The organism is Paenibacillus sp. RUD330 (genome assembly GCF_002243345.2).
Lineage (GTDB): Bacteria > Bacillota > Bacilli > Paenibacillales > Paenibacillaceae > Paenibacillus_O.
Genome location: NZ_CP022655.2, coordinates 1,839,559 through 1,865,266 on the forward strand (window position 1 = coordinate 1,839,559; position 25,708 = coordinate 1,865,266).

The following is a 25,708-nucleotide window of genomic DNA, read 5'->3' on the forward strand; positions in this document are numbered from 1 at the left end:
TCAAGAGGGGTGATGGCATGACCTCCAAGTGGAGAGAAGAGGCAAAATTCTTTCTGTTTATCCTTCCATGGATTGTCGGTTTCCTCGTGTTCTTCGTCGGCCCTGCCGGCATGAGCATGGTATACAGCTTTGCGGACTACAACTCGGTGACCTCCCCCAAATGGATCGGATTCGACAACTACAAAAACCTTCTGCACGACACCATTTTTCTGAAAAGCTTCGGCAACACGCTGTATTTCGTTTTTATTGCCGTTCCTGTAACCGTTGTCTTTCAGATTCTGGTATCCGTCATCCTCAATGTCGAGGTGAAGGGCGTCCGTTTCTTCCGCACGATGTATTACTTGCCGTATCTGGTCCCGCCTGTCGCGACCGTCATTATCTGGCTGCTGCTGTTCGGCATCGACAGCGGATTCGTGAACCAGCTCCTCGGCTCGGTCGGCCTGGACAAGGTGGATTGGCTGGGGAGCGAATCCCTCAGCAAGCCCTTGATCGTGACGATCGGCATCTGGAGCTCCGGCGGGCCGGTCCTGATTTTTCTGGCGGCGCTCAAAGGCGTTCCGGGCCATCTGTACGAGGCGGCCAAAATCGATGGGGCCAACGGCATCCGCCGGTTTTTCACGATTACGCTGCCGATGATCTCCCCGACGATCCTGTTCTCGCTCGTGATGCAAATGATCTATTATTTCCAGATGTTCACGGAATCCAAGCTGCTTAACAATGGCGGCCCCGATTACTCCTCGACGACGTACATGCTCAACACCTACAACACGGCTTTCCGAGATATGAAGTTCGGTTATGCGATGGCCCAGTCCTGGATTCTGTTCCTCCTGATCCTCGTCCTGACCTGGATCGTGATGAAGACCTCGAACCGCTGGGTTTATTACGAAGTGGACAAGGGGAAAGGGACATGAGCATGATGCGGACATCCAAGCTGTTTTTCCACTATTTGTTCCTGCTTGCCGGTCTGGCGGTGTTCAGCGGTCCGTTGCTGTGGCTGCTGACGACCATGCTCAAAACCCAGGAGCAGACCTTCCAGTTCCCTCCCAAATTCTGGCCCGATCCCTTTACGCTCGGCGCATTCTCCCGCCTGTTCGACACGATGCCGCTCATGGGGCGCTGGATCGTGAACTCCTTTGCCATTGCCGGATCCGTAGGCGCCGGAACGATCGTGTTCTCCTCGCTGATCGCGTTCGGCTTCGCCAGAACGAAGGCGGTGTCCCGCAACTATCTGTTCGGCATTGTGCTCGCCACGCTGATGATCCCCGCCCAAGTGACGCTCATCCCGCTGTACCTGCTCTACAAGGACATTGGGTGGTACAATACATGGCTTCCGTTGATCGTGCCGCAGACGCTCGCCAATCCGTACTTCATCTTCTTGTTCCGGCAGTTCTTCATGACCATTCCCCGCGAGCTGGACGAGGCTACCTATGTGGACGGAGGAAGCTCCTGGACGATCTACCGCAAGGTCATCATGCCTCTCTCGGGTCCGATCGTCGTGAGCGCCTTCATCTTTTCGTTCGTGTTTTCGTGGACCGACTTCTTCTCTCCGCTCATCTTCATCCAATCCGAGAAGCTGCAGACGCTGAGCGTCGGCCTTCAGATGATACTCGGCCAGACCTCGCATGATTTCCCTGTTCTGGCGGCAGGCTCCTTCATCGCGCTGCTTCCGATCGGCTGCATTTATTTCTTCGCCCAAAGATACTTCATCGAGGGGGTGGTGATGACCGGAATCAAATGATCCGGCATCGGCATGAAGAAATCATGGGATAGACAGGCGGCAATCGGAACGAAGCAACACGCAGCAACCGGAAAATCATGAGGAGGGTTCAGGATGAAGACGAGAAAAAGGTATGCGGGTTTGACGGCGATCGCGTTGATGGGCTCCATGATGCTGGCGGCATGCGGCAGCAACGGCAATCCGGAGGAGAATTCTTCCGCCAATGCGCCGGCAAGCAGCCCTGCGGCGGCTCCTTCCAACGGAGCGGAGCCTTCGGGGGAGAAAATCTCAGGCAAGATCACCTATTCCCAGTGGGGAACCAACGTCGAGACCGAGCAGACGAAAGAGCTGCTTAAAGCGTTCAATGAAGCCTATCCTGACATCCAGGTGGAAGTGGTCAGCAAGGATTGGGGAACCTACTGGACTTCGCTCACGGCACAGGCGTCGTCCAAGGATTTGCCCGACGTCTACAAAATCAGCTACGCCTATGTGGACAAATATGCGAAGCTCGGAGCCCTTAAAGACCTTACCGGACTCATCTCTTCCTCGAACTTCAGCCTGAGCGACTTCGAGCCGGGCGTCCTGGCCGCCCATCAAGTGGACGGCAAGCAGGTATCGCTGCCCCGCGACGCGAACACCATCGTCCTCTACTACAATAAGGGCTTGTTTGACGACAAGAAGAGCAATCCTGCCGGAGCCGCCTATCCGGGAGCCGAGATGACATGGGATGAAGCGCTTGGCATCGCCAAGAAAATGACGATCGACAAAAACGGCAAGACGGCCGAGGATCCGGACTTCGATCCGAAGAACATCGTCCAATGGGGCTTGACGATGGATCCGGCAGGCTCTGCCGACTCCGTGCTCGAGCCGCAGCTCATCTCGGCCGGGGGCGCCTTGGTCACGGAAGACCAGTCGCTGGCGATCGACAGTCCGGAGGACAAAAAGGTGCTGGAGTTCTTCCGCGATCTCGTCACGAAAGAGCATGTGACGCCTACCGCCAGCCAGAGCCAATCGCTGTCCAAGGAGCCTTTCCTCACGCTGACCACAGGCAAAGTGGCGATGAGCTTCGCCGGCTCCTGGTCGGCCAGCGAATTCAAGAAGGCGAATATCAAATTCGATACGGTGCTGCCTCCAAAGTTCAAGGAAACGAAAACGGTCGTTCAGGTGGCGGGCAACGCGCTCAGTCCGTATTCCAAAAACGAGAAGGCGGCATGGGCGCTGCTGAGCTGGCTCGCCGGTCCTGAAGGCCAGGTCGCTCTCGCCAAGCAGGGACAGTCGATTCCGGCGAACAAGCAGGCGGCGGACACTTATCTGGGAACCGATGAAGGCTACAACAAGAGCACGTTCATCGACGCCCAGAAATTCGCCATCACGACGCCGTTCTTCGACGGCAAGGAGAAGCTGTTATGGGAGATCATTCCTCAGAAGCTCGCCCAGCCGCTGTCCGGCAAAGGCAGTCTGGACGATGTCCTCGGGGAGATCAAATCCCTTTACGGCAAGTAAGGGCAAGCCTGCGATAGCTGGCCGATCATACGCTGAACAAGGCGGCGGGAAGATGAATCTGACTTTTGATGACAATCAAAGGCATCAGCCCGTCGTCTTTTGTTCAGCCTTTTTTGGGGTTCGGTTTCCATTCGGGTTGAAGGGGAGGGGAATCTTGATGGCGTGGAAAGGGAGTCTCGCCAAAGGAAGAAGAACGGCCGTGTCGCTGCTGGCCTGCCTGGTGCTGGCCGGAGGTCTTGCTCCTGCTGAGTCGCGCGCGGAAGGGAAGGTCGAAACGAAGCGGTTCACCGGAGCTCCCGGACAGTGGGACGGCATCCAAGCCGACGCCGTGTCCGGAGATAGCCCGCTGCAGATGCTGAAGGCGGTGCAGAGACAAGGCAAGCTGCATATGCTGGTCAAAGGCTCTGACGTGCGGGAGGATGGCGTGTTCTATATCCAGGCAGGAGGAGACGCGGCAGAGGGGGCGTTCGTGAAGCATTGGAGCGACTCCTCCCGCGTGGATTACAAGATTGAAGGAGGCCGCTTGTACCGCTATCGGGAAGGCGGATGGGAGGATGCAGGGATTGCGGAAGCCGCCGGCACGGCTTCGGCGCTGGAGACGGCGGTTGATCTCTCCTTGCTGGGAAGCGGGAGACCGGGTCCGATCAAGGTCGCTTACAGCCATATGCCGGACAACTCCTTCCTGCCCGATCCGGGCAAGCCGATGCTGGCGGCAGACGCGGAGGCCGAAGCGTACGGTCCGGATCCTGATGTCGTCGTGGACGGGCAGGCGGAGGACTGGTCCGGCCTGCTCCCGGCAGCGGAATCGGAGGACGGTCTGACGAAGCTCTACGCGGCGGAAAACAACGAGGCGCTTTCGATTCTCGCGAAGGGCAAGGCGGCGGACTTCAACGATATTTTCCTCGATACGGACCGGGAGAAGGCGACCGGCTTCAACGCCAATTGGCTATGGCCGGAAAGCGGCTTCGACTTCCTCTTCGAGAACGGCGAGCTCTATGCCAACCGCGGGGGAGGCTGGGATTGGGCCGCACTGGAGGGCGAAGGGATCAGCTACCGGGAGGGAGACGCAGGCGACGACCGCATCCTCGAGGCCTCGATTCCCCTTTCCCTGCTCGGGCTTCAGGCTGCGGCCCCGATTCGGATCGGCTTCAATGGCGGCGACCGCTATGCGCCCAAGGCCTCTGGAGCCGCCGCCAAGGTCACTCCGTCCCTGCCGCGGGTGAAGGTGGACGGAAATGATTCCGAATGGACAGGCGTGCGGGCTGCCGCTTCCGGTACCGGCGTCTTGAACGATCTCTCTGCTTTTGTCAAGAACGGGAACCTCCACGTGCTGGCGCACGGGACCGATCTGTCGGGGGAGAAAAATCTGTTCATCAACAGCGACAATGACAGCGCGACCGGGTACCAGGGCTGGCAATACGGCGCGACCGGCGCCGATTACCTGGTCCAGAACGGCATCGTGTACGAAAGCGCGGGCTCGGGCTGGGAGTGGAGGGAGCATGGAGCGGCCGAAAGCGTCGTCTCTTCCGTATATGCCCCGCCGGGTCAAAGCATTCTGGAGGAAACCGTCGATATGGCGGGCTGGCCCGGGCGCTCGGGCACGGTCCGGGTGGCGTTGGGAGTCGGGGATGACTACGCTCCGGCTGCCGGTTCGGCTGCGATGGCCGCTGCGCTGACCGAGAGCGGGACGGGCATCATCGTCGACGGCCGGGACGAGGAGTGGGCTTCCGTCGACAACAGGGCGATGTCCGGCTTGGGGACGACAACGCTCCGAGCCGTTCGGGACGAGGAGAAGCTGTATCTGCTGGCGCAGGGGACCGATCTGAACACGCAGAATGAGTTCTTCATCGACAGCGACTCCGACGCATCGACGGGCTGGCAATCGGCGGAGTGGCCGGGCAGCGGCATCGACTACAAGCTGAGCCGCAACTCGCTGTACCGCTACGACGGTTCGGGAGGCTGGATTCCGGCGGGAAAAGCGTGGAACGAGTCCTATCCCGATCATAATCTCGCGTATGTGTATCTGGGCATGATCGGGGCGGATGCCTCCAGCCGGATCGGCGCCGCCTATGTGTCCAAGCAATCGGTCTCGCTGCCTGCGCCGGGATCGCCGCTGCTCGACGTGCGCGCTTCCGTCCGGCAGCCTCGCGATCCGCAAGCATTCTATCCCCGGGAAAGCTTCGAGGTGCTGAACAATCCGTACATGGGCTGGGCGGCATGGTCCAGGGACGGGGACAAGCCGTCCGGCGAGCCCTACGTCCAGCCTCACAGCCTTGTATATGCGGGCATGACCTGGAAAGAGCTCGAACCGGAGAAAGGCCGTTACGACTGGGCGGGAATCGAGGACAAATACCAGTTCGCCTACTGGGCAAGCCTCGGGAAAAAGGTGAACCTGCGCGTTGTGCTCGACCTTCCGGGCGATGGTCCTCACAGAGATATTCCGGACTGGCTGTACGACGAGCTAGTCGCAAGCGAGGGAGCGTCCGGGGCGGGAAAATCATATCAGACCGCTTCCATCGGCTCCGGCTTTGCGCCCAATTACAGCAGCTCCGTCTTGATCGAGGAGCACAAGCGGCTCATCGAAGCGCTGGGCAAGCGGTATGACCGGGATCCCCGCATCGCGTTCATCCAGATCGGCTCGCTCGGGCATTGGGGGGAATTCCACAACTGGCCGGAGGAGGATTCGGGGAAATTCCCGAATCTCGGCATATCCGACTCGTATGTCCAGGCGTACGTGGACAGCTTCCCCCATAAGCTGCTCGGCATGCGCAAGCCGTTCCCGATCGCGGCCGACAACAAGCTCGGTCTGTTCAACGACGTGTTCGGCGACAAAGGCTCTACGCAATCATGGCTGTCCTGGACGAAGGAAGGATGGTCGGACATCGGGCTTTATATGGATCCCGGACAGGACGCTTCCGAGGTGAAGGCCGCTTCCCGGATGCCGGATTTCTGGCAGAGCAACTATTCGGGAGGCGAATTCACAAGCGGCAATCCGCTGCTCTCCTTGCGTGATGACGCCATCATGGAATCCCTTCGGGAAGCGCGCGCTTCCCATACGTCCTGGCTGGGGCCTTCCGCTCCGGCGGATTACAGGGTCGGTGCCGGCAGCGTGACCGGGGAAGTGCAGGAGAACATGGATTCCATGCTGAAGACGATGGGGTACCGGTTCGTGCTGGAATCCGTCAAGCATCCTTACGAAGCGGTGGCGGGCCGGAGCATTTCCATCGCTTCCGATTGGACCAACAAGGGCGTGGCTCCCTTCTACTTGAATTGGCCGGTCGCAGTCGCGCTGGCGGATGCCGAAGGCCGCGTCATTCCTGCTACCGTGACGAAGGCGGAAGCGGATATCCGCAAGTGGCTTCCGGGCGGACATCAGACGGAGCTGCCGCTGCATGTTCCCGAAGGTCTTCGCCCGGGAGCCTATACAGTTGTTGCCGGCATTCTGGATCCGGATACCGGCCAACCCGGCCTAACGCTCGCGATTGATGGAGGCCGGGAGGACGGCTGGCATTCGCTTGACCGCTTGGAGGTGAAGAGTCCGGAGACAACGCCGACATCGACCCCAACATCGATGCCAACGCCGACATCGTCATCGACGCCAACGCCAAACCCGACGCCAACGCCAACCCCGACGCCGACTCCGGCGGAAACGCCTCCGCCGGTCTTGAGTCCGGCTCCATCAGCGTCGCCTCCGGCGTCCGAACCGGAGGTGCAGCGGGTCGGCTACCTGCCGGCGAGCGCGGACGGAATCGTTGCCGTCCAATTGGAGGCCGGCAAAAAGGAGCTTCGGATTCCCGTTGCCTTGGCCGTCGACGCCGGGATGACTTTGACATTCGCAGCGGAACGGTTCAGCCTCGCTCTGCCCGCTGGCTTGATCCGGCAGCTCAAGGAATGGTCGGGCCGGGAAGGCTTGAGTGATGCGGACCTGTATCTGAAGTGGCATTCCGCCGATGCGGCCGCTCTGGCTTCGGGCCTGTCGGCGCGGCAGCTTCCAGAAGGCAGCTCGTATCATGCGGCGGGAGAGGCGATTGCTCTGGAGGCTGGACTTCGGCAGGAAGGCGGCGTCATCATTCCGCTTGCCCGCTTGGACGAGCCCGCCATCCTGAGCATGAAGCCCGCTGCCGGAGCCGATCCGAAGCTGACCGGCCTTTACTCCGTCGAAGCCGGAGGAGAACCGGCTTACCTCGGCGGCGGGCTCTCCGGCAATGAATGGCGGGCAGGCCTGCGGCAGCTTGGCGGCGCCACCTTCGTGCTGCTGGCTGCGGACATCCGTTTCACGGATGTTCCGCAAGGGCATTGGGCCCTGCAGGACATCCGCTCTCTCGCAGCGAAGCGAATCGTGCAGGGGATCGGGGCGGGAAGGTTCGCGCCCGGATCCGGCATATCCCGAGCTGAGTTCGCCGTGATGCTGGCCAAGGCGCTCGATGTCCAGCCCGAGAAGACGAAGCCGGGCTTCACGGATGCGGCTTCTACCGCGTATTACGCCGGTTACGCGGAAGCTCTGGCGAAGCTCGGCATTATAGGCGGCAGCCGGTTCATGCCGAGGGATGCCGTCACCCGACAGGAAGCCGCCTTGATGCTGCAAAGGGCGTATGAAGCCGCGGGAAGCCCGGCGGCGCTGCGGCAGCCGGAAGGCGATGTGCTGGATGCCTTCTCCGACCGGGACAGCGCTGCGGTATGGGCGCGGGCCGCGCTGCGTTTCCTGGTAGGGAACGGGCTCATGAACGGAACGGCGGCTGCCGCACTGGAGCCGGCGGGAACCGTCAGCCGAGCTCAAGCGGCCGTGCTGCTGTCCCGCTGGCTGGAGCTTTCACAACCGATCGGGAAGGAATGGAATCGTCAAATAAGCTCGCTTGAATGAGTTGGCGAAGCCTGTAAAAGGCTTGCTGAAGCGAAGAAAACCGACCGTTTGCCGGAAGCAAGGATCCGGCAGACGATCGGTTTTTTTGCACTGGCCGCTACAGCGTCCTGCTATTTCAGCCGACATCCGACCTTCAAGGAAGCAAGGTTATGCTCGGCATGGTCCCGTTGGCGCCGGGGAGCCTGTCGGCTGCCGAGTCGTTTTTGATGTAGCCGATACGGACAACCGCTCCAGGGGCCAGCCCTAGTGCGGACAGCGGAATTTTCAGCTCGATGACCGATGCCGATTTGCTGAACTCCAGGTCTGAACCGGTCGCGGCTAGCGTGCGGACGGCAGTCCAGCTCCATCCCGTTCCCGAGTTTTTGTAGACGACGTTGTTCTCGACGAGGTAATCGGCGCCGCCGGCTGTCCACCCGGACGGGCTGTAGCCTGTTGCCGTATTGTTGTCCGCATTGATGTAGAACTGGCTTTTGACGTTCAGTCCGCTGCCTTGGACGAGCAGCTTGAGGCTGGAAGCGTCGTTGGCTGCCTTGAGAATCTGTGCGGTCGTCGTTCCGGAAGCCGCCGCCGCGATCCCGCTCCAATCGGATGCATTGCCGTCGATTGCGATGGACGGGTAGGAGCTGCCCGCTGCTGCATAACCTCCTGTTCCCGTGGAGGAGCCGTCGCCGGATACCGTAATCGTGCCTGTATTGGATGTCCGCGTATTGACTGAGGAGCCGCTTTGGTGGACAGGGTCGGAAAGGAATGAAGTCCCGTAAGAGCCGCTCGGATTGCTGTACACGTTCAGCGTATTATTGCTGGCCGAATACCAGAGGTCGGTCCATTGGAACGGGAAGCCGTACATGGCTGCGGCCCACCATGCCATTTTGAATCTATCCGTGGAGCTGTCGGAGGGTGCTGCCGCTCCGGGCGCGTTGGTCGATAGGGCCGCGGTGACGACCCCTTTGCTCCGATAATAGGCGAGGGCTTTGTCGGCCTTGGCGGACCAGGCGGAGACGGATTGATAGGCGTTGCCGGAAACAAGCCAGCTCTCCGCCAGATAATAGTCGCCCGCTGTCACGCTCGGCGGATTGGATGCGCCGGTCTCATCCCGATTCCCCATCGCTTCGTCTATATTCCAGGCGTTCATGAAGGCTTTCAGCCCGGCATTGTGGATATAGGTCAGGACGGCGTTCTGCCTGGCGCGCGTAACTCCGTAATCAAAGCCGTAATCATCGAGGAAGATGCCGAAGGCTCCCATGCTTTTCCATTCGTCCACGTAAGTCTGGATCGTCGCAAGGCTGAGATTCTGGGTGCTGACGCCAAGGTCCACGTAACCGAAAACCTTTTTGCCCGCCGCCTTGAGGTCGCCCATGATCGCCGTCGTATTGGCGTGGTCGCCGTGGCTGGCGTGCTCGATGCCGTCGCCGAACACAACGACGTCGAACTGCTTGAACGTATTGGCGGCGGTCGTCAGATTGCCGGCGGCGCCATTGACGAGCGAGGGCCAGCCATAATAAATGCCTAGACGAGGCAGCGGGGCGATGGGATCCGCCGCGGAAACCGATGGCGATAAAGCTCCAAACAGCAGGGACGTCCACAGCAGAAGGGCTAGACTGGCTTTGTACCGCTTCATGTTCAACGAAATCCTCTCCTTCGATGAATGGGTCGAATGCAGGCCTTGCGGAATTACAGAAGCTTGGGCGCATAAAGGATGCCTCTGCCGGCAGCCGTCGCGGCCCGTTGAAGCGTTCGTCAAGGATTCCCTCCTGTCCGTAAAATTTGGCGCAAATGTAACAAAAAATTGCGTCCATCAAGTGGAATTATAAAGGAAAATTTTGGCTGAATCAATCTATTTCGGTTCCTAAATCGGGGAAGAATCCTCTCTTTACAACTTCCATTTACTCGATAGGAATTCTTGACATCGCTATGTGAGAAATATACACTATATTTGCCGCAACTTATTTGAGCAAACCAACGATAGAGCAGATAAATAGATTCATTGTGGAGAGAGGATCAATATGGCCAAACTAAAGGATATTGCGGACCGGGTAGGCGTATCTATTTCGACCGTATCCCGGGTGATGAAAAACGACTCGAACCGATCGGTGAGCGAAGAGACCCGCAAAAAGATCTGGGAAGCGGCGGAGCAGGTCGGATACCGCTCCTTGCGCCAGAACAAAACCAAGAAATCCGAATTGAAATACGCCTACAATATCGGCTGTGTCGTGGCCATGCCGCAGAACAAATACAACAGCCCCTATTTCTCCATCATTCTGGAAGGCATCGAGAAGACGCTCGCCGGACTGGGCATGCGCCTGGAGTTCGTCTACAGCATCGAGGAGCAGTCCGGAATCGACGAGCTCAAGCGTCTGGTGAAGGACAACCGGATCGACGGCATGCTTGTCGTGGAGCGCATCCATCAGGAGGCTTACGAGTGGCTGAAGGGGAACGTGAAAACGATCGTCGGAATCGATCTGTCGGATCCCGAAGTTCCGGTAGTCAGCTATGACCGGGCGGCAGCGGCCAAGGAGGCGGTCCGTTATCTGATCGGACAGGGCCATCGCCGGATCGCCTACATCGGAGGTCCGGAGCTTGACGGCGATTTTCGCGAGGAGAAGCGTTTCCTCGGCTATCGCGATGCGATGATCGAGGCCGGCCTGGCAATCGAGGATGAATGGGTCATCAATGTGAAGTGGGATGTCGCCTTGAGCTACGAGCTGACAAAAGAAGCTTTCGAGAACAATGGCAATTCCCCGACCGCCATTTTTGCGGCCAGCGATATGATGGCGATTGCCGCCATGAGGGCGGCGACGGAACGGGGCCTCCGGATTCCGGAGGATATCTCTTTTTTCGGCGTGGACAACATCAGCATCTCGGAGTTCACGTCTCCGCCGCTGTCCACCATCTATGTCCCCAAGCTGGAGATGGGCATGTTCGCCGTCAAGCTGCTGGTCGAATACGCGGAGAATCAGCACTCCGTGCCGGTCCGGATCGTTATTCCGCATAAATGCCTGCTCAGGCAGTCGTCCAACAACAAGCTGGGCTAGCTGCCGGAAGGAGATAGGCTCCATGGAAGAGCTGCGCCGCAAGCGGCTCTTGCAGACAGATAGGAATTCAATGGAATGCTGAACCCGATCTCCTCATGGTCGGGTTTTTTTGCGTTTCGATCCGTAGAAGCTTGCTCCGATTACAAGCTGATCGGGCAAATCGGCGGCATCGCTTGACAATACCTAAGCAATCCAATAGGATTTAAAACATAACTGACTGACTAGTCAATCGGGAGAGGTGAAGAAGCATCTTGAACGAGGATAAGGATTCGCAGGCCAGCGGCGAGCGGCGCAGGCGCTTCATGGAAATCGCCCTGAGGCGGTTCGCCAAGGACGGCTACCATGTCACGAAAATCTCGGATATCGTAGCCGAAGCAGGCGTGGCGCAAGGCACGTTCTACTGGCATTTCAAGAGCAAGGAAGCGATCGCGCTGGAGATCGTGCTGGACGGACGCCGCCAGCTGCTGGAAGTCATCGCGCAAGGGTACCGCCGGGAGACGGGCACGGTGCAGGACATGGTGCAAGTGTCGGAGGCCCTGCTCGCCAGGCTGTTCCTGTTCGCGGAATCCAATCGGGACCTCATGGAGATGCTGCTCGGAGGCATCGGAGCCATCGAGCCGATCCGTCAGGAAATCGCGGAGACGCGCGCTGCGATGGAAAGAGCCTTCCTGCAAAACATCCGCCGGGCGATCGAGCTTGGAATGCTGCCTGCCGAGATCGATGCCGAAGTCCGGGCCGCCCTCATCATGAGCCTGATCGAAGGCGTCATTGCCCGCTGGCTGTTCGGCCTGAACGCGCCGGGCAGCGGAATCAGCTCCAAGACAGCGGAGCAGCTGGCGTCCGAGACGGCCAGATTCGAATTTTTCGGGCTGCTCGGCATTTAACGGTCCGGCAGCGGAATGATCCGGTCAGAGCCGGACACCATAACAAAAAGAGTATAGGGAGAGAAATCCAATGCGGAACAAACCAAGGAAATCGCTTTACCTCGCTGCATCCATCCTCATGCTGCTCGCCTTCGCGCTGGCCGGCTGCGGAGCGAAGACGAACGACAATGCCCAAAATGCCGCAAGCCCGGCTCCTGCCGGCGAATCCGGAAGCGCAGCGCCATCGGAAGGAGACGACAATCTCCTCGCTCAGGTGAAAGCTGCCGGCGTGCTGAAGGTCGGGCTCATGGGCACCTACGCGCCTTACAACTTCATGAACGATAACAAGGAAATCGACGGCTTTGACGCAGACATCGCCAAGGATGTCGCCAAACGTCTTGGAGTGAAGGCGGAATTCGCGCCTCAAGACTTCTCCGGCCTCATTCCGAGCCTGCAGGCAAGCAAGATCGATGTCATCATCAGCCAGGTGACCATCACCGACGAGCGCAAGCAGCAGATCGACTTCACTCAGCCGTACATTACGAACCAAGTGAAGATCATCGTCCGCGAAAGCAACGACTCCATCACGAAGCTTGAGGATTTCAAAGGCAAAAACATCGGCGTTGGCCTCGGCACGAACGATGAGGCTTATCTGCGCAATGAAGTGCTGCCCAAGGTCGGCAAGTTCAACATCAAAACCTACGACGACGTCATCACCTCCCTCCAAGACCTCAATGCGGGCCGGATCGACGCCACGATCAACAATCTGTACGCCTTGAAGCCGATCGTGGACAAAAACGGATTCAAAGTGAAGGCGGTTGGAGAAGCGATCAAATCCGATTCCGCGGGAATCGCCGTACGCAAGAACAACCCGGAATTTCTGGCGGCGCTGGATCAAGCTCTGACGGATATGAAATCCGACGGAACGTACACGGCCATCTTCAAGAAATGGTTCGGCGAGGAGCCTGCCTCCAAATAAGCGGCAGGGGCGCAGAGGGCTGTGATGCGGCAGCGTCATGATCCTCTGCGATACCCCATGGGATCAAAAGGAGCTTCGAGCGTTCATGAATCTGGTATGGGATAACGGGCTCTTCCTGGTGAAGGGCGCCTATTATACGCTGCTGATTACCGTCGTAGCCATGTTCTTCGGCCTGCTGATCGGCATCGTCGTTGCGCTTGCCCGGCTGAAGGGGAACCTTGCTATCCGCTGGCTGGCGCGCGCATACGTCTCCGTCGTTCGCGGCACGCCCGCATTCGTACAAATTCTTATCGTTTATTACGGGCTTGTCGATTACGGAATTACGCTTGGGCCGCTGACAGCCGCCTATGTCGCGTTGAGCATCAATGTCGGCGCCTATTTGTCGGAGACGTTCCGGGGGGCGATACTGGCGATTCCAAAGGGGCAGACCGAAGCGGCTTACGCGACCGGCATGACCCCTTGGCAAGCTTTGAGAAGAATCATATTTCCGCAAGCGGCCCGGGTGGCGATCGCTCCGATGGGCAACACGTTCATCGGCATGCTCAAGGAAACGTCGCTTGTCTCGGTCATTACCGTAACCGAACTGCTGCGGTCCGCTCAATTGCTGGTCGCCCAGTATTATGTGTACATGCCGTTCTACCTCGGCGTGGCGGCGATGTATTGGGTGATGAGCACTCTGTTCTCGGCCATTCTCGAAGCGATCGAGAAACGGCTGTCCAAAGTTTATTGAGATAGGAGGCGCGAACCGAATGATGATCCAGACGAACCGGCTGTCGAAATCGTTTGGCGGAACGGAAGTATTGAAAACCATCGATCTTCGGGTTGCGGCGAAGGAAATCGTCGTCCTTCTCGGACCTAGCGGCTCCGGCAAAAGCACGCTGCTGCGCTGTCTCAACGGGCTCGAGGAGCTCAGCGGCGGCTCGGTGGAAGTGAACGGCGTCCGCGTGGATTCGGACATGCCGGCGAGGAAGAAGAGCGCGGGCTTCCGGGAGATCCGGCGCAACGCAGGAATGGTTTTCCAGCAGTTCAACCTGTATCCCCACAAGACGGCTTTGGGCAATGTCATCGAGTCGCTGCTGACTGTCAAGAAGCTGCCGCGGGAGGAGGCCGAGCGCATCGGCTGTCGGCTGCTTGAGCGGGTAGGCCTGGCGGCCAAAAAGGACGAATATCCGTCCCGGCTGTCCGGGGGCCAGCAGCAGCGCGTCGCCATCGCCCGCGCGCTCGCCATGGAGCCGTCCGTCATGCTGTTCGACGAGCCGACATCGGCGCTCGATCCGGAGCTGGTCGGCGAAGTGCTGGAAGTGATGCGGCAGCTGGCCCAGGAAGGGATGACGATGGTCGTCGTCACCCACGAGATGAAGTTCGCCCGGCAGGTGGCCAACCGGGTTGTATTCATGGACGGGGGCATCATTGTCGAGGAGCGGGAGCCGGAGGCGTTCTTCCGCAGTCCGGGGTCCGAACGGGCCCGGAAATTCCTGAATCAGCTCAGCGAGCACTAAGGGGCAGCACCACTACTTTCACGAGAAAGCGGGTATGCACAATGAAAGTCATGACCACTTGGAACGGCCGGCGGGCGTTTACTTCCGTCGGAGAGTCCGGCTATCCGGTCGGAATGGACGCGACGCCGCTGTACGGCGGCGAAGGCAAGGGCGCTACGCCGATGGAGCTGCTGCTGGCCGGCCTCGCCGGATGCATCGGAATCGACGTCACCATGATCCTCAACCATTACCTCGATTCCATCCAGCGCATCGAGATCGAGGCCGATGGAGCCCGCAAGGAGGAAGCTCCGACCGGCTTCACCGCGATCGAGCTGACCTTCCGCGTGGACGGAGACATATCGGAAGTCCGGGTGTGGAAGGCGATCGAGATGGGCAGCAAGAAGTATTGCGCGGTGTCCGACTCGCTCAAGGCCGACATCAGCTACAAGCTTGTGCTGAACGGGGCTGAAGCCGCCAAGCCTTGAATAGAGATCCTGGAAGCCGCAAGCAGCCCTCGACGGGAGCTTGCGGCTTTTTTCGCATGCCGGGGCTCAACGGAGCGGGACAGGCGGTCAAGCCCGCATCCGCCTAGGATGGGAACCATTGAGCGGGATAGCTTCGCCGTGTCGGGAGAAGCTAATCTAGCCGTACCTGAACAAGGCTGCGGACACCATTGGACTCTACTGGAGGTAACCGAATGAAAAAGCCCTGGAAAGTGCTTGCTGCCGGTATCGTGATCAGTACGGCTTTGGCCGGATGCGGAACGCACCATGGTGAGCTGGGCAACAAAAACATCCGCAACAATGCGGCCGGCAATTACAATCTGCTCAGCAAGCGCTTTGCCGATGACGGCATGAACGAAATGAACCGCGTGAAGGGCAACCAGCAAAACGGGAACAACATCGTCGGCAATCATCAAAATTATCATTTATCCACGAACAAGAAGCTGTCGGATGAGCTGAACAAATTGCCGGGGGTGCGGACGGCTCATGTGTTCACGTCGGACAAGAACGCTTATGTCGCCATCGGGCTTGACGGGCACAGCGTGACCGGCTTGACCTCGACGGGCCGTACGGCCCAAGGGTACAGCGACGGCAAAGGCATCGTCGGCGGAATGGAGCGGATGGGAGCCGATATTGGAAGCGGCGTGCGCAGCCTCGCGAACGACGTCGGCATGGGAGCCCGTACGCTGACGAACGACGTCGGCATGGGAGCGCGTGCGCTGACGAACGACGTCAAGCGCGGCGCCCGGGATTTGACCGGCGGCGTCATCGGCCAGTCCAATTACGGCACGTTCATGGATCGTCCCGGCTCCAACGGGTACAGCTCGTATACGAACGGCTTTAACGCCTACGGCACGGGAGCTTCCACGAACAACCGCGGCCATATGATGAACGGCTTGTCCGACAACAACAACCGGTATATGGACCGGGAGCTGACGGGCGAGTTCAAGGCGAAGGTCGCCGACATCGTCCATAAGAACCATCCCGGCATCCAGAATGTGTACGTTTCTGCGAATCCGGACTTCTTCAGCCGGATGCAAGGCTACGCCAACGACGTGAAGCAAGGCCATCCGATCAAGGGCTTCGTGGCCGAGTTTAATGCCATGGTGGAGCGGGTGTTCCCGGCCGAATCGGCCAGCAACTCCTCCTACAAGGGCATGAGCACGAACGCGGACATGAACAACGGAACGCGCGGAAGCAAAAACGAGCATCTGTTCCAATAACGTCCGGAGGCCGCCGCGAGGCGGCCTTTCGGCTTGGACGAACGGATCTGGCCGCATTCCTTAGAATTGACAAATTTCGCTGCGGTCATCAGTATGGAGTACATACTACCCATTTTTCATCCGTGCTGCAGGAGGCATCCATGTACAAGGTCATGCTGGTGGATGACGAAGCCGTCGTCCGGGAAGGCTTAAGGAACATCATCGATTGGCCCCGCCACGGGTTCGAGCTGGCGGGAGACTTCACCAACGGGCGGGACGCGCTTGAAGCGATCGAGACGCTGAGGCCGGATCTGGTGCTGACGGATATCAACATGCCGTTCATGAACGGCCTTGAGCTGAGCGAGCAGATTCTGCAGCGGTATCCCTATATCAAGATCATCATCCTGACCGGATACGACCAATTCGAATATGCGCAGCAGGCTCTGCGCCTCAAGGTCCACGACTTCATCCTCAAGCCGATCACGGCCAGCGAGACGAGGGCGCTGCTGGACAAGGTCCACGAGGAGATGGAAGAGGAGAAGCGCAGAGGCGAGGATGTCGGCAGGCTGTACAGCCAGCTCAACCAGAGCCTGCCGCTGCTGCGGGAGCGGTTTCTGGAGCGGCTCGCCGCCACGGGGGCGGGAGCGCGAAACATGGCCGAGCGCCTGGCCTACTTCGGCATACCGGATCTCAAGCCTCCTTATCTGGTCACCTTGTACGACTACGACGGGGCTCCGAGGCATTCCGATGCTTCCGAGCAGGATGTGGAGCTGCTGCATTTCGCCGGCTTCAACATCATCGAAGAAATCATCTCCAGGGAGGGCGGCGTCGTCTTCCGGACCCGCGAGGACCGGATCGCCGCCCTGATCGGAGGCCAGCCGGAGAGCCTGCTCCATGAGCTGGCGCTGCGGACTGCGGAGGAGGCGCGCCATCATATCGAACGGTATCTGGGCTATACGGTCACGGCCGCCATCGGGCGCGCCGCCGCAGGGCCGCATGATCTTCCCGATTCGTACAAAAGCGCCTCGGCCGCGCTGGATTACCGTTTTCAATACGGCAAAAACCGAGTGCTCAGCATTCTTGACCTCGAAGGCAAGGAGACGGCGCCCGCATCGGTCAGCCTCGAATGGAGCCGTTTGCTGGCGGGGACGATCCGCACCGGTTCCGCGGCCGAAATCCGCAGCCTCATTGGGCCGTTCATCGCGGGACTGAAGCAATCCCATGCGCCGCTTGACGTATGCTACCTGCAGATCCAGAAGGTCATCGTCCTGCTCATGAACACGATGCAGGAGATGGGCATCGACGAGACGCGCATCGTCAGCAGGCACCGGATGCTGTTCTCGGAGCTGTACAGGCTCGGCACCTTGGACGAGGTCGGCCAATGGCTCGAGGAAATCGCGGTCGGTGCGATCGAGACCGTGTCCGACAACCGGAGCCAGACGATGCGCAATCAGATCGGACAGGCCATCGCCTATATCGAGGAGCATTACGCGGACGAGCGCATCACGCTCCAGGATATTTGCCGGCATGTGCTGATGAGCACGAGTTATTTCAGCACGGTGTTCAAGCAGCAGACGGGCGAAACGTTCGTGGAATACCTGACCCGCATCCGCATCGGAAAGGCCAAGGAGCTTGTATGCAACACGCCTCTCAAGCTGTATGAAATCGCGGCCAGGGTCGGATACGCCGATCCGAACTACTTCAGCATCTCCTTCAAGAAGCATACCGGGTTCACGCCGCGCGAATACCGGGAGAAATCCAGGGAGCAGCCATGAGAGGCAGGCGCTTGCTGGATTATTATCCCAAGACGATCCATGCCGCCATCTCGACGGCGTTCTCCCTGCTGATCCTGGCCGCCATCGCCGTCACCAGCCTGATCAGCTACAACGTCTCGGAGGATGCGGTCATCACCAATTCGGAAGCCTACATGGGCGAGATCATTACCCAGGTCAACAACAATATCCAATCCTACATCGACAATATGGAGAACATCTCCCTCATTATCTTCACCAACAAGGACGTCAAGTATTATATCTCGAGCAATCCGTTCATCAGCCGCGAAGAGGTGCGCTCCTATCAGAAGAACATCTCGGACCTGTTCCAGTCCTTGCTGTATACCCGCAAGGATATCGCATCGATCATGGTATTCGGGTACAACGGCAGAGTGGTGTCCGACCGGAGGCTGACCCAGCTCAATCCGAACGTCCCGCCCCAAGACCAGGACTGGTACAAGCAGGCGGTGAAGGAAGGCGGAAGGTCCGTCATCTCTCCGCCCCATGTCCAAAATGTCCTGCAAGGGGAGTACAGCTGGGTCGTCTCCTTGAGCCGGGAGCTCAAAAGCATCAACGGCATGACCGGCCAGGGCGTCGCCCTGGTCGACCTCAAGCTGAACGTCATCAACGACATCTGCCGCGACGTCAAGCTTGGCCAGCGCGGCTACGTCTTCATCGTCGACGACAGCGGGAACATCGTCTATCATCCGCAGCAGCAGCTCATCTACAGCAAGCTTCGCACGGAGCAGATCGGCCGCGTCATGGCGTCTCGGCAAGGAAGCTTCGTGGACAAGGACAGCGGACGCATCTATACGATCCACGATACGAGCTTCGGCTGGAAAATCGTCGGCGTCGCCTACCAGGACGAGCTGATCTCCAATCCGTCCGCGATGCGGAATTCATTCCTGCTGTGGGCGGCCGCCGGCCTTGCCGTCACCCTCATCATCTCCTTCATCATCTCCCATCGGATCACCCGCCCGATCCGGCGGCTCCAAGCCGTCATGAGGCAGGTGGAGCGGGGAGACTTCGATGTGCGGGCGGAGGTCGGCCAAGCGGGCGAGGTCGGCCAGCTCGGGCGCGCCTTCAACATGATGGTCGGGCAGACCCGCAGGCTGCTGGACGAGAGGGTCCAGACCGAGAAGATCAAGCGGCGGACGGAGCTCAGGCTTCTTCAGTCCCAGATCAATCCGCATTTCCTGTACAACACGCTGGACTCGATCATCTGGATGGCCGAGCAGCAGAAGAACGAGGAAGTGGTCTTGATGACATCGGCTCTGGCCAAGCTGTTCCGGGCCAGCATCGCCAAGGACGACGAGCTCGTCCCGATCCGGGTGGAGGTGGAGCATATCGACAGCTATCTCCAGATCCAGAAGATGCGCTACCGCGACAAGCTCGATTATGTCATCGACGTCCCGAGGGAGCTCCATGCCTTCAAGACGCCGAGAATCCTGCTGCAGCCGTTCGTGGAGAACGCGATCTATCACGGGATCAAGAATTTGCCGGAGGGAGGCATGATCGCCATCTCTGCCCGGCAGGCGGACAACGGCATCGAATTCCGGGTGGCCGACAATGGCCAGGGCATGTCCGAGGAGACGATCAAGCTGATCATGGGAGCTGTCCGCAGGGACTCGGACCGCGATCATATCGGGGTGAGCAACGTCAACGAACGGATCGAGCTCGCGTTCGGCTCCGACTATGGCGTCTCCATCGAGAGCGAGCCGGGCGAAGGCACGACCGTCGCAATCAAGATTCCGCAAGTACGCTGAGGAGGGCACTGTCATGAGAACCAAGCGGCTGTGGCTGCCGCTTCTGCTGCTCGGATTCGTCGTTCTGGTCGTCTGGACGGGACTCGGCAGGGGCGAATCGTCTCCGCAGGACAACGTCATCGCCTTCATCATGAAAACGACCGACGCCAACTCCCATTACTGGCAGACGGTTCGCTCGGGAGCTTTGGCCGCGGCCAAGGAGCTGGAGGTTACGCCGGAGCTGTCCGGCCCTCTTCGCAGCATCGACTCCGACGAGCAGGCGCGGCTGCTGGAGAGAGCGATCGCGCAGCGGCCGCGGGCTATCGTGCTCGCTCCGATCGACGAGGATGCGCTGGCGCCGCAGCTGGAGGAGATTTCCCGTCTGGGCATCAGGCTCATCATCATGGATACGCCTCTCCTGCATCACAAGGCGGACAGCTATGTATCGAGCGACCATGTCGAGGAGGGCAGGGAAGCGGCGGGCATCCTCGCTCCCGGACGCAAGACAAGGCCGGTCTACGCCTTTTTGACCAGCGATGAGAAGTCAACGGTCGCCATGCAGCGCAGGGACGGAGTTATGGAAGCTCTTCCGGCCGGCTCGGCCTACAACCTCGGCATGATCAATGTCGGCAAATCCGAGGAGCAGGCGTATCGGACCGTGAAGTCGCTGACGGCCGCCTACCCGGGGATGAACGGCATTATCGCGCTCACCGACATCGGCGTGGCCGGCGCGGCCAAGGCGCTGAAGGAAACCGGTCTCAGCGGCAGCGTCAAGCTCATCGGCTTCGACAGCTCCGTTCCCGAGATCCAGCTGCTCGAGCAGGGAGCCATGCATGCCCTGATCGTTCAAAATCCGTTCAACATGGGATTCCTCAGCGTGCAGGCTGCTCTTGACGATTCCGGCGGCAGCGCGACGGTCGACATCCCTTCCGCCACGATTACCCGAGCCAACATGTATGCGCCGGAGAACCAGAAGCTGCTGTTTCCTTTCGTCTATTAAGAATAGTCCGAAACGAGTTGAACCGAGATGAAGACTCCCCATTGGCGCCGCAGCTGCTTCCGGGCAGCGGCGGCCTGCGCGGCCTCGGCGCTGCTGGTTGCTTCCGGCTGCTCCGGAAAGCAGAATGCGTCCGAGGTGAAGGAGCCTGAAGAGAAGCGGGCTCTGATTAAATTCGTCACCTCCGAATACAGCACGTCGACCAAGCCGATTCTCGACGGCATCGTCAGCCGGTTCGAATCGGAGCACCCGGATATCGACGTCGAGCTCCAGGTCGTCAATTGGGACATCCTGGACGGAGTCTACACGAATATGCTTGCCCAGAACGAGCCCCCGGATCTGCTGAATACGAATTTCTACTCGCACTTCGCCAAGCGGGGCTTGCTGAATGACATGGCCGATATCCTGCCGGAATCCTTCCGGTCGAATCTGTATCCCTTCCTGCTGGAGAAGGACCGCTACAACGGCGTCCAGTACGCGATTCCTTATGTCGCTTCCGTGAGGAGCCTTTACTACAACAAGGCTTTGTTCTCTCAGGCCGGCATTGCGGGGCCGCCGCATACCTGGGAGCAGCTCGCGGATGACGCCCGGAAGATCCGCCGATATACGCCCGCGAGAGGATTCGGCATCGATATGACCGACAACGAGATCCATGCCAATCTGTCCTATTTCTTCATAGGCGCGGGAGGCGGCTGGCTGAAGGACGGCAAGTGGGCGATCAATCAGCCGGCCAACGTGGAAGGGCTGGAATTCCTCAAGAAGATCTATGACGAAGGATTGACGGACGAGGAGCCGACGGTGACGACCCGGGACGAGAAGCAGCGCATTCTCGGAGACGACGGACTCGCCATGATGATATCGGGCAACTACTTCAGCTCCGTCGTGCCCAAGGAATTCCCCGGACTGAAGTGGGGCTCGGGCCCGATTCCGGTCAAGGAGGGACAGCCTCCGATGACCTTCGGCGTCCACGACGTCCTGATTTCCTTCAAGACCGCCCATACGGACAAGCAGGCGCTCTCCCAATTCATCCAGTTCCTCTACGGCGACGAGCAGTACGTCAGTATGGTGGAGCAGGAAGGCTTCGTGCCGGTCACCCGTTCTGCCGGCGAGGCGATGTCGGCATCCGACGCCGCCATGAGGGCGGATCTGCATGCTCTGGCCAGCGCGCAGTTCATCCCAATCGAAAAGCCGGCATGGGCGAGGGTGATGGATACGGCGCGCAAGCTCGGCAGCGCCGTCCTGTCGGGCCGCTATACGCCCAAAGCCGCTCTCGACGAGCTGCAGAGAGTCGCGCTGGAAGCGGATCAAGAAACCGGGTAGCGGCGATTCGGCCAAGAACTCATGATGGCCCGATCAAGCTCCTTTCATACCTGAAATCAAGCCCCTCAAAAGGGGCTTTTTTTCGTTTTCAGAATCAATATTCAATTTTCCTTCAAAATTTTGAATGAAAAAATCATAAAATACTAATGGATTTACGGAAGATATTCCATGGAGAGGGAGCCCTGTTCCCGTTAGTATACAGATAAGCACCTGAAGCAAAGGAAAACGGCAGCAAGGTCCTGGTGCGGGAAACGTTCCAATTTGGGAGGGGTTATGCTAGATGACTTTCACGGTAAAGAAAACGGCGGCAACCGCAATGGCAGTCGCGATGTCCCTGGCCGTACTGGCCGGCTGCGGCAGCAACAACAACAACGGCAACACGGCGTCAAGCGCTTCTCCTGAGCCGACGGCAAGCGCGCCTGCCGACAATTCGGCCGCGAATGCAGCGGGCAACACAGGCGGCGACGCCCCCGCGACGACCGGTCTGAAGGGCACGTTCGAAATCCAGTACTTCGTCGGCGGTTACGGCGACAAGTGGTGGAAGCAAGTCATCGCCGATTTCCAGAAAGCGAACCCGGACCTGAAAATCGTCGAAGACGCAGGCCCGCAGATCAATACGCAGAACAAACCGAAATGGATTGCGGGCACGCCTCCGGACTTCGTCTACATCGACGGACCTGAGCTCAACGACCGCCAGCTGGCGGAGGACGGGCAGCTCGAGGATCTCACCGACTGGATCAAGGACGCCAAAAACGTCGACGGCGTCAAAATCCTCGACCTGCTGGCGCAGCAGCCTCCTTCCTACGAAGGAAAGACATACAACATTCCGCTCGTCCTGAACTCATGGGGCGTGTTCTACAACAAAGCCCTGTTCGAGAAGAACAGCTGGACGGAGCCTACGGACTGGGATTCCTTCATCGCCACTTCCGAGAAGATCAAGGCTGCCGGCACGACGCCGTTCATCCATACAGGCAAATACCCGTACTATATCAACGGCGCCATCCTGTACCCGGCCATCGTATCGGCGAACAACGACGACTACAAGCTGCTCCAGGACATGGGCGACAGCAATGTCGATGCGTTCAAGAGCCCGGCCGTCCTGGAAGCTCTGAACAAAATCGTCGAGCTGCGCGACAAGGGCTTCATCGACAAGACGTCCATCTCCATCAACCATACGGATTCGCAGATGCTGTTCCTGCAAAACAAGGACGCCTTCATTCCGAACGGCCTCTGGCTGCCCAACGAAATGTCCAAGGACGTTCCGGCCGACTTCAAATTCGGCTTCATTCCTTCCGTAACGCAAAAAGCCGGCGGAAAAGTCGTGGCCAACACGTCCACGTCCACCGTCGCCATCTCGAAAAACGGCAAGAACAAGGAAGCGGCGAAAGCGTTCCTGCAGTTCATCTTCTCGCAATCCCAAGCTTCCAAGTTCGCCGAGCTGAGCGGCGCTCCCTCCAACATCAAGGGCGACATCAGCGCCTCCAACGCTCCTGACTTCGTCAAGCAAGCGGCTGCCTACCTGACGAGCGACAAAACGGTCGTCGTGCCGACGGTCACGTTCAACGCCGACGTCGACAAGGCGATGCAGGATGCGACCGACGCCCTGACGATCGGCAAGATCGATCCTCAAGGCTGGGTCGACCGTGTTGTGAAAGTCGTGGAAAAAGTAAAAAAATAACCGAGCAGAACAAGGACGGACTTGCCCAAGCTTGCGGAATAATCGTGAAGAAACGATAGTGTTCGCCTTTGAAGACGGGTTTCCTTCCGATGAATCCAGTTCAGGGAAACCCGGCTTCAACAGCGATCGGAACGATTATCCGCCGGCAGAGGCGACATTCCACGTCCATCATTTGCGAGGTCAAGGCAAGTCAGATTGAGGACCATCCTCGGGACAGCTGTCTCGGGGATGCTCCGATTTAAGGGGCGGTGAGTTGAGATGAATATCGGAAAAGCCAAGCTGCAGAGAAACCTCTTTATCGCGGCGTTCATCATCCCGACATTTCTGTTTTTCTGCGTGTTTACGATTTATCCGCTGATCCAGGCGCTCTACAATTCTTTCTTTGACTGGTCCGGAATGTCGCAGCACAAGGATTACGTCGGGCTGCAAAATTTCAAGGACATTTTCGACGATCCCATCATGCTCACAGCGATCGGCAACGACTATTTCCTTGTCATCGGCAAAATAATCGGCATCATGGCGATCGCAACCTTCTTCGCCGTGGCGCTGACCCGCCTTCGCCTGAAGGGAACCGCCTTTTTCCGCTCCATCTTCTTCATTCCGAACGTGTTGTCCGCCGTTGTCGTCGGTATTCTGTGGAACTTCATCTACAATCCTCAAATCGGCTTTTTGAACGGCTTCCTGTCCCTGTTCACCAGCAGCAAGGTGGAGATCAACTGGCTCGGCTTCGAAAGCCACACGATCTGGATGCTGCTGCCGCCTGCCGTCTGGGCGGGCATCGGGTTCTACATGATCCTGCTGATTGCCGCGATCACGAGCATTCCGGCTTCTCTGTACGAGGCTGCTGATATAGAAGGTGCCGGGCAGTGGCATCAGTTCCGGCATATTACGCTTCCCCTCATCTGGGAGCAGATGAAAATCTCGGTCATCAACATCATGATGACGACGCTCAACGGCTCCTTCGTCATCGTGACGATCATGACGGCCGGCGGTCCCGACAACTCGACCCAGGTCATGGGCTCCTACCTGTACCAGCAAGCCTTCAAGCAGGCCCATTTCGGATACGGAGCCGCGATCGGCACGGTCATCCTCATCACATCGCTCATCACGACCCTTCTCCTGCAATGGCTTCTGCGCAAGGAACAGGTGGAAGTCAGCTAGCATCAGATCATATGGAGGGAGAGGGACTACATGCTGCAAAGAACCGTTCATCCGGTGTTCAAATCGATCTTCTATGCTTTCCTCGTCCTGTGGGGAATATCGGTCATCTATCCGCTGTTCTGGACGTTGACCGACTCTCTCAAGAACAACCAGCAGTTCTATTTCAACATGCCTTGGTCGCTGCCGAAGTTCCCGCTGCTGTGGTCGAACTTCGAATATGTATGGACCAACTACAACTTCGGCAAATACTTCATCAATTCCATCGCCGTCACGGCGGGCTCGACCGTGCTCGGGCTCGTTCTTGCGGCTATGACGGCGTACACGCTGGCCCGCTACAAGTTCTTCGGAAGCAAAGTGCTGTATACCGTCTATATTTCTTCCATGATGGTTCCGTTCGCGCTTGCTCTGATTCCGCTGTTCTTCCTCGTGAACGACCTCGGCCTCGCCAACAACCGTTTCGGGCTGATTCTCGTGTATGCGTCCAATACGCTCGCCTTCGGCATCTTCGTCCTGATCGGCTTCTTCCGGACTCTCCCCAAGGAGCTGGAGGAGGCAGGCGCCATCGACGGAGCCGGCTATTTCGGAACGTTCTTCCGCATCATGCTTCCGCTGTCGCGATCGGGCATCATCAGCGTCGGCATCATCAATGTGCTGGAGATATGGAACGAGTATATCGTCGGCACGATTCTCGTCATCGATCCAACGAAGTACACGCTGCCGATCGGACTCGCCGCCATGCAGGTCGAAATGCAGTACAAAACCGAATGGGGTCCGTTGTTCGCGGGGCTGCTGTTCACCATCGTGCCCGTTCTGGTCGTGTATATCATGGCGCAGCGCCATATCGTCTCCGGTCTGGTAGCTGGAGCGGTGAAATAAAGCTTCATTAAAGAAGGAAAA

19 protein-coding genes are annotated in these 25,708 nt (G+C 58.7%); 18 read left to right on the plus strand and 1 reads right to left on the minus strand.

Annotation, left to right across the window (positions count from 1 at the left end; genetic code table 11):
* The first annotated feature begins 17 nt into the window (after positions 1-17).
* From CIC07_RS08085 to CIC07_RS08100, 4 genes are all read left to right on the plus strand, one after another.
* Positions 18-911, plus strand: coding sequence for a carbohydrate ABC transporter permease (locus CIC07_RS08085; protein ID WP_076358315.1), 894 nt, complete (start codon positions 18-20; stop codon positions 909-911).
* Positions 908-1,738 (plus strand): carbohydrate ABC transporter permease, encoded by an 831-nt coding sequence (locus CIC07_RS08090; RefSeq protein ID WP_076358314.1) that lies wholly within the window; start codon positions 908-910, stop codon positions 1,736-1,738. The genes CIC07_RS08085 and CIC07_RS08090 overlap by 4 nt, the downstream gene beginning before the upstream one ends.
* A gap of 93 nt (positions 1,739-1,831) precedes the next feature.
* Positions 1,832-3,220, plus strand: coding sequence for an ABC transporter substrate-binding protein (locus CIC07_RS08095; RefSeq protein WP_076358313.1), 1,389 nt, complete (start codon positions 1,832-1,834; stop codon positions 3,218-3,220).
* Positions 3,221-3,377: 157 nt separating this feature from the next.
* Positions 3,378-8,081: an S-layer homology domain-containing protein gene (locus tag CIC07_RS08100; RefSeq protein ID WP_076358312.1), complete on the plus strand. Its 4,704-nt coding sequence runs from the start codon at positions 3,378-3,380 to the stop codon at positions 8,079-8,081.
* A gap of 133 nt (positions 8,082-8,214) precedes the next feature.
* On the opposite strand, the gene CIC07_RS08105 is transcribed toward CIC07_RS08100, so the two are convergent.
* The gene (locus CIC07_RS08105) at positions 8,215-9,699 is read right to left on the minus strand and encodes a hypothetical protein (protein ID WP_139334441.1); all 1,485 of its coding nucleotides are present in this window, start codon (positions 9,697-9,699) and stop codon (positions 8,215-8,217) included.
* A 385-nt stretch (positions 9,700-10,084) separates the two neighbouring features.
* On the opposite strand from CIC07_RS08105, the gene CIC07_RS08110 reads away from it, so the two are divergent.
* The 14 genes from CIC07_RS08110 to CIC07_RS08175 all read left to right on the plus strand — a co-directional run bounded on the left by CIC07_RS08110 (position 10,085) and on the right by CIC07_RS08175 (position 25,687).
* Positions 10,085-11,113: a LacI family DNA-binding transcriptional regulator gene (locus CIC07_RS08110; protein ID WP_076358310.1), complete on the plus strand. Its 1,029-nt coding sequence runs from the start codon at positions 10,085-10,087 to the stop codon at positions 11,111-11,113.
* Between the two features lie 302 nt (positions 11,114-11,415).
* Positions 11,416-11,997 (plus strand): TetR/AcrR family transcriptional regulator, encoded by a 582-nt coding sequence (locus tag CIC07_RS08115; RefSeq protein ID WP_083688474.1) that lies wholly within the window; start codon positions 11,416-11,418, stop codon positions 11,995-11,997.
* A gap of 70 nt (positions 11,998-12,067) precedes the next feature.
* The gene (locus CIC07_RS08120; RefSeq protein ID WP_076358308.1) at positions 12,068-12,955 is read left to right on the plus strand and encodes a transporter substrate-binding domain-containing protein; all 888 of its coding nucleotides are present in this window, start codon (positions 12,068-12,070) and stop codon (positions 12,953-12,955) included.
* 85 nt (positions 12,956-13,040) lie between these two features.
* Entirely contained in the window at positions 13,041-13,685 is a 645-nt protein-coding gene (locus CIC07_RS08125; protein WP_076358307.1) for an amino acid ABC transporter permease, read from the plus strand.
* 22 nt (positions 13,686-13,707) lie between these two features.
* On the plus strand, positions 13,708-14,454 hold the full coding sequence (locus CIC07_RS08130; protein WP_076358531.1) for an amino acid ABC transporter ATP-binding protein: 747 nt from the start codon (positions 13,708-13,710) through the stop codon (positions 14,452-14,454).
* 41 nt (positions 14,455-14,495) lie between these two features.
* Complete coding sequence (locus tag CIC07_RS08135; RefSeq protein WP_076358306.1) at positions 14,496-14,918, plus strand: OsmC family protein; 423 nt, start codon at positions 14,496-14,498, stop codon at positions 14,916-14,918.
* A 212-nt stretch (positions 14,919-15,130) separates the two neighbouring features.
* Positions 15,131-16,159 (plus strand): YhcN/YlaJ family sporulation lipoprotein, encoded by a 1,029-nt coding sequence (locus CIC07_RS08140; protein WP_076358305.1) that lies wholly within the window; start codon positions 15,131-15,133, stop codon positions 16,157-16,159.
* 140 nt (positions 16,160-16,299) lie between these two features.
* Positions 16,300-17,913 carry a response regulator transcription factor gene (locus tag CIC07_RS08145; RefSeq protein WP_076358304.1) on the plus strand — a complete coding sequence of 538 codons (1,614 nt, stop codon included), beginning with the start codon at positions 16,300-16,302 and terminating at the stop codon, positions 17,911-17,913.
* An 11-nt stretch (positions 17,914-17,924) separates the two neighbouring features.
* Positions 17,925-19,676, plus strand: coding sequence for a cache domain-containing sensor histidine kinase (locus tag CIC07_RS08150; protein ID WP_234993011.1), 1,752 nt, complete (start codon positions 17,925-17,927; stop codon positions 19,674-19,676).
* A 13-nt stretch (positions 19,677-19,689) separates the two neighbouring features.
* Positions 19,690-20,655, plus strand: a complete 966-nt coding sequence (locus CIC07_RS08155) for a substrate-binding domain-containing protein (RefSeq protein WP_076358302.1) — start codon at positions 19,690-19,692, stop codon at positions 20,653-20,655.
* Between the two features lie 27 nt (positions 20,656-20,682).
* Positions 20,683-21,972, plus strand: coding sequence for an extracellular solute-binding protein (locus tag CIC07_RS08160; protein ID WP_076358301.1), 1,290 nt, complete (start codon positions 20,683-20,685; stop codon positions 21,970-21,972).
* Between the two features lie 280 nt (positions 21,973-22,252).
* Positions 22,253-23,650: an ABC transporter substrate-binding protein gene (locus CIC07_RS08165; RefSeq protein WP_083688396.1), complete on the plus strand. Its 1,398-nt coding sequence runs from the start codon at positions 22,253-22,255 to the stop codon at positions 23,648-23,650.
* Between the two features lie 258 nt (positions 23,651-23,908).
* Complete coding sequence (locus CIC07_RS08170) at positions 23,909-24,811, plus strand: carbohydrate ABC transporter permease (protein ID WP_048744186.1); 903 nt, start codon at positions 23,909-23,911, stop codon at positions 24,809-24,811.
* A 30-nt stretch (positions 24,812-24,841) separates the two neighbouring features.
* Entirely contained in the window at positions 24,842-25,687 is an 846-nt protein-coding gene (locus CIC07_RS08175; RefSeq protein WP_076358300.1) for a carbohydrate ABC transporter permease, read from the plus strand.
* The last annotated feature ends 21 nt before the right edge of the window (positions 25,688-25,708 follow it).

What these genes read in the sequence shown, in the direction of transcription:
- CIC07_RS08160 (WP_076358301.1), top strand. Translation starts at nt 20,683, where the DNA reads ATGAAGACTCCCCATTGGCGCCGCAGCTGCTTCCGGGCAGCGGCGGCC.
- CIC07_RS08145 (WP_076358304.1), top strand. Translation starts at nt 16,300, where the DNA reads ATGTACAAGGTCATGCTGGTGGATGACGAAGCCGTCGTCCGGGAAGGC.
- CIC07_RS08170 (WP_048744186.1), top strand. Translation starts at nt 23,909, where the DNA reads ATGAATATCGGAAAAGCCAAGCTGCAGAGAAACCTCTTTATCGCGGCG.
- CIC07_RS08100 (WP_076358312.1), top strand. Translation starts at nt 3,378, where the DNA reads ATGGCGTGGAAAGGGAGTCTCGCCAAAGGAAGAAGAACGGCCGTGTCG.
- CIC07_RS08090 (WP_076358314.1), top strand. Translation starts at nt 908, where the DNA reads ATGAGCATGATGCGGACATCCAAGCTGTTTTTCCACTATTTGTTCCTG.
- CIC07_RS08135 (WP_076358306.1), top strand. Translation starts at nt 14,496, where the DNA reads ATGAAAGTCATGACCACTTGGAACGGCCGGCGGGCGTTTACTTCCGTC.
- CIC07_RS08115 (WP_083688474.1), top strand. Translation starts at nt 11,416, where the DNA reads ATGGAAATCGCCCTGAGGCGGTTCGCCAAGGACGGCTACCATGTCACG.
- CIC07_RS08155 (WP_076358302.1), top strand. Translation starts at nt 19,690, where the DNA reads ATGAGAACCAAGCGGCTGTGGCTGCCGCTTCTGCTGCTCGGATTCGTC.
- CIC07_RS08130 (WP_076358531.1), top strand. Translation starts at nt 13,708, where the DNA reads ATGATCCAGACGAACCGGCTGTCGAAATCGTTTGGCGGAACGGAAGTA.
- CIC07_RS08105 (WP_139334441.1), bottom strand. Translation starts at nt 9,699, where the DNA reads ATGAAGCGGTACAAAGCCAGTCTAGCCCTTCTGCTGTGGACGTCCCTG.
- CIC07_RS08175 (WP_076358300.1), top strand. Translation starts at nt 24,842, where the DNA reads ATGCTGCAAAGAACCGTTCATCCGGTGTTCAAATCGATCTTCTATGCT.
- CIC07_RS08095 (WP_076358313.1), top strand. Translation starts at nt 1,832, where the DNA reads ATGAAGACGAGAAAAAGGTATGCGGGTTTGACGGCGATCGCGTTGATG.
- CIC07_RS08165 (WP_083688396.1), top strand. Translation starts at nt 22,253, where the DNA reads ATGACTTTCACGGTAAAGAAAACGGCGGCAACCGCAATGGCAGTCGCG.
- CIC07_RS08110 (WP_076358310.1), top strand. Translation starts at nt 10,085, where the DNA reads ATGGCCAAACTAAAGGATATTGCGGACCGGGTAGGCGTATCTATTTCG.
- CIC07_RS08085 (WP_076358315.1), top strand. Translation starts at nt 18, where the DNA reads ATGACCTCCAAGTGGAGAGAAGAGGCAAAATTCTTTCTGTTTATCCTT.
- CIC07_RS08125 (WP_076358307.1), top strand. Translation starts at nt 13,041, where the DNA reads ATGAATCTGGTATGGGATAACGGGCTCTTCCTGGTGAAGGGCGCCTAT.
- CIC07_RS08120 (WP_076358308.1), top strand. Translation starts at nt 12,068, where the DNA reads ATGCGGAACAAACCAAGGAAATCGCTTTACCTCGCTGCATCCATCCTC.
- CIC07_RS08140 (WP_076358305.1), top strand. Translation starts at nt 15,131, where the DNA reads ATGAAAAAGCCCTGGAAAGTGCTTGCTGCCGGTATCGTGATCAGTACG.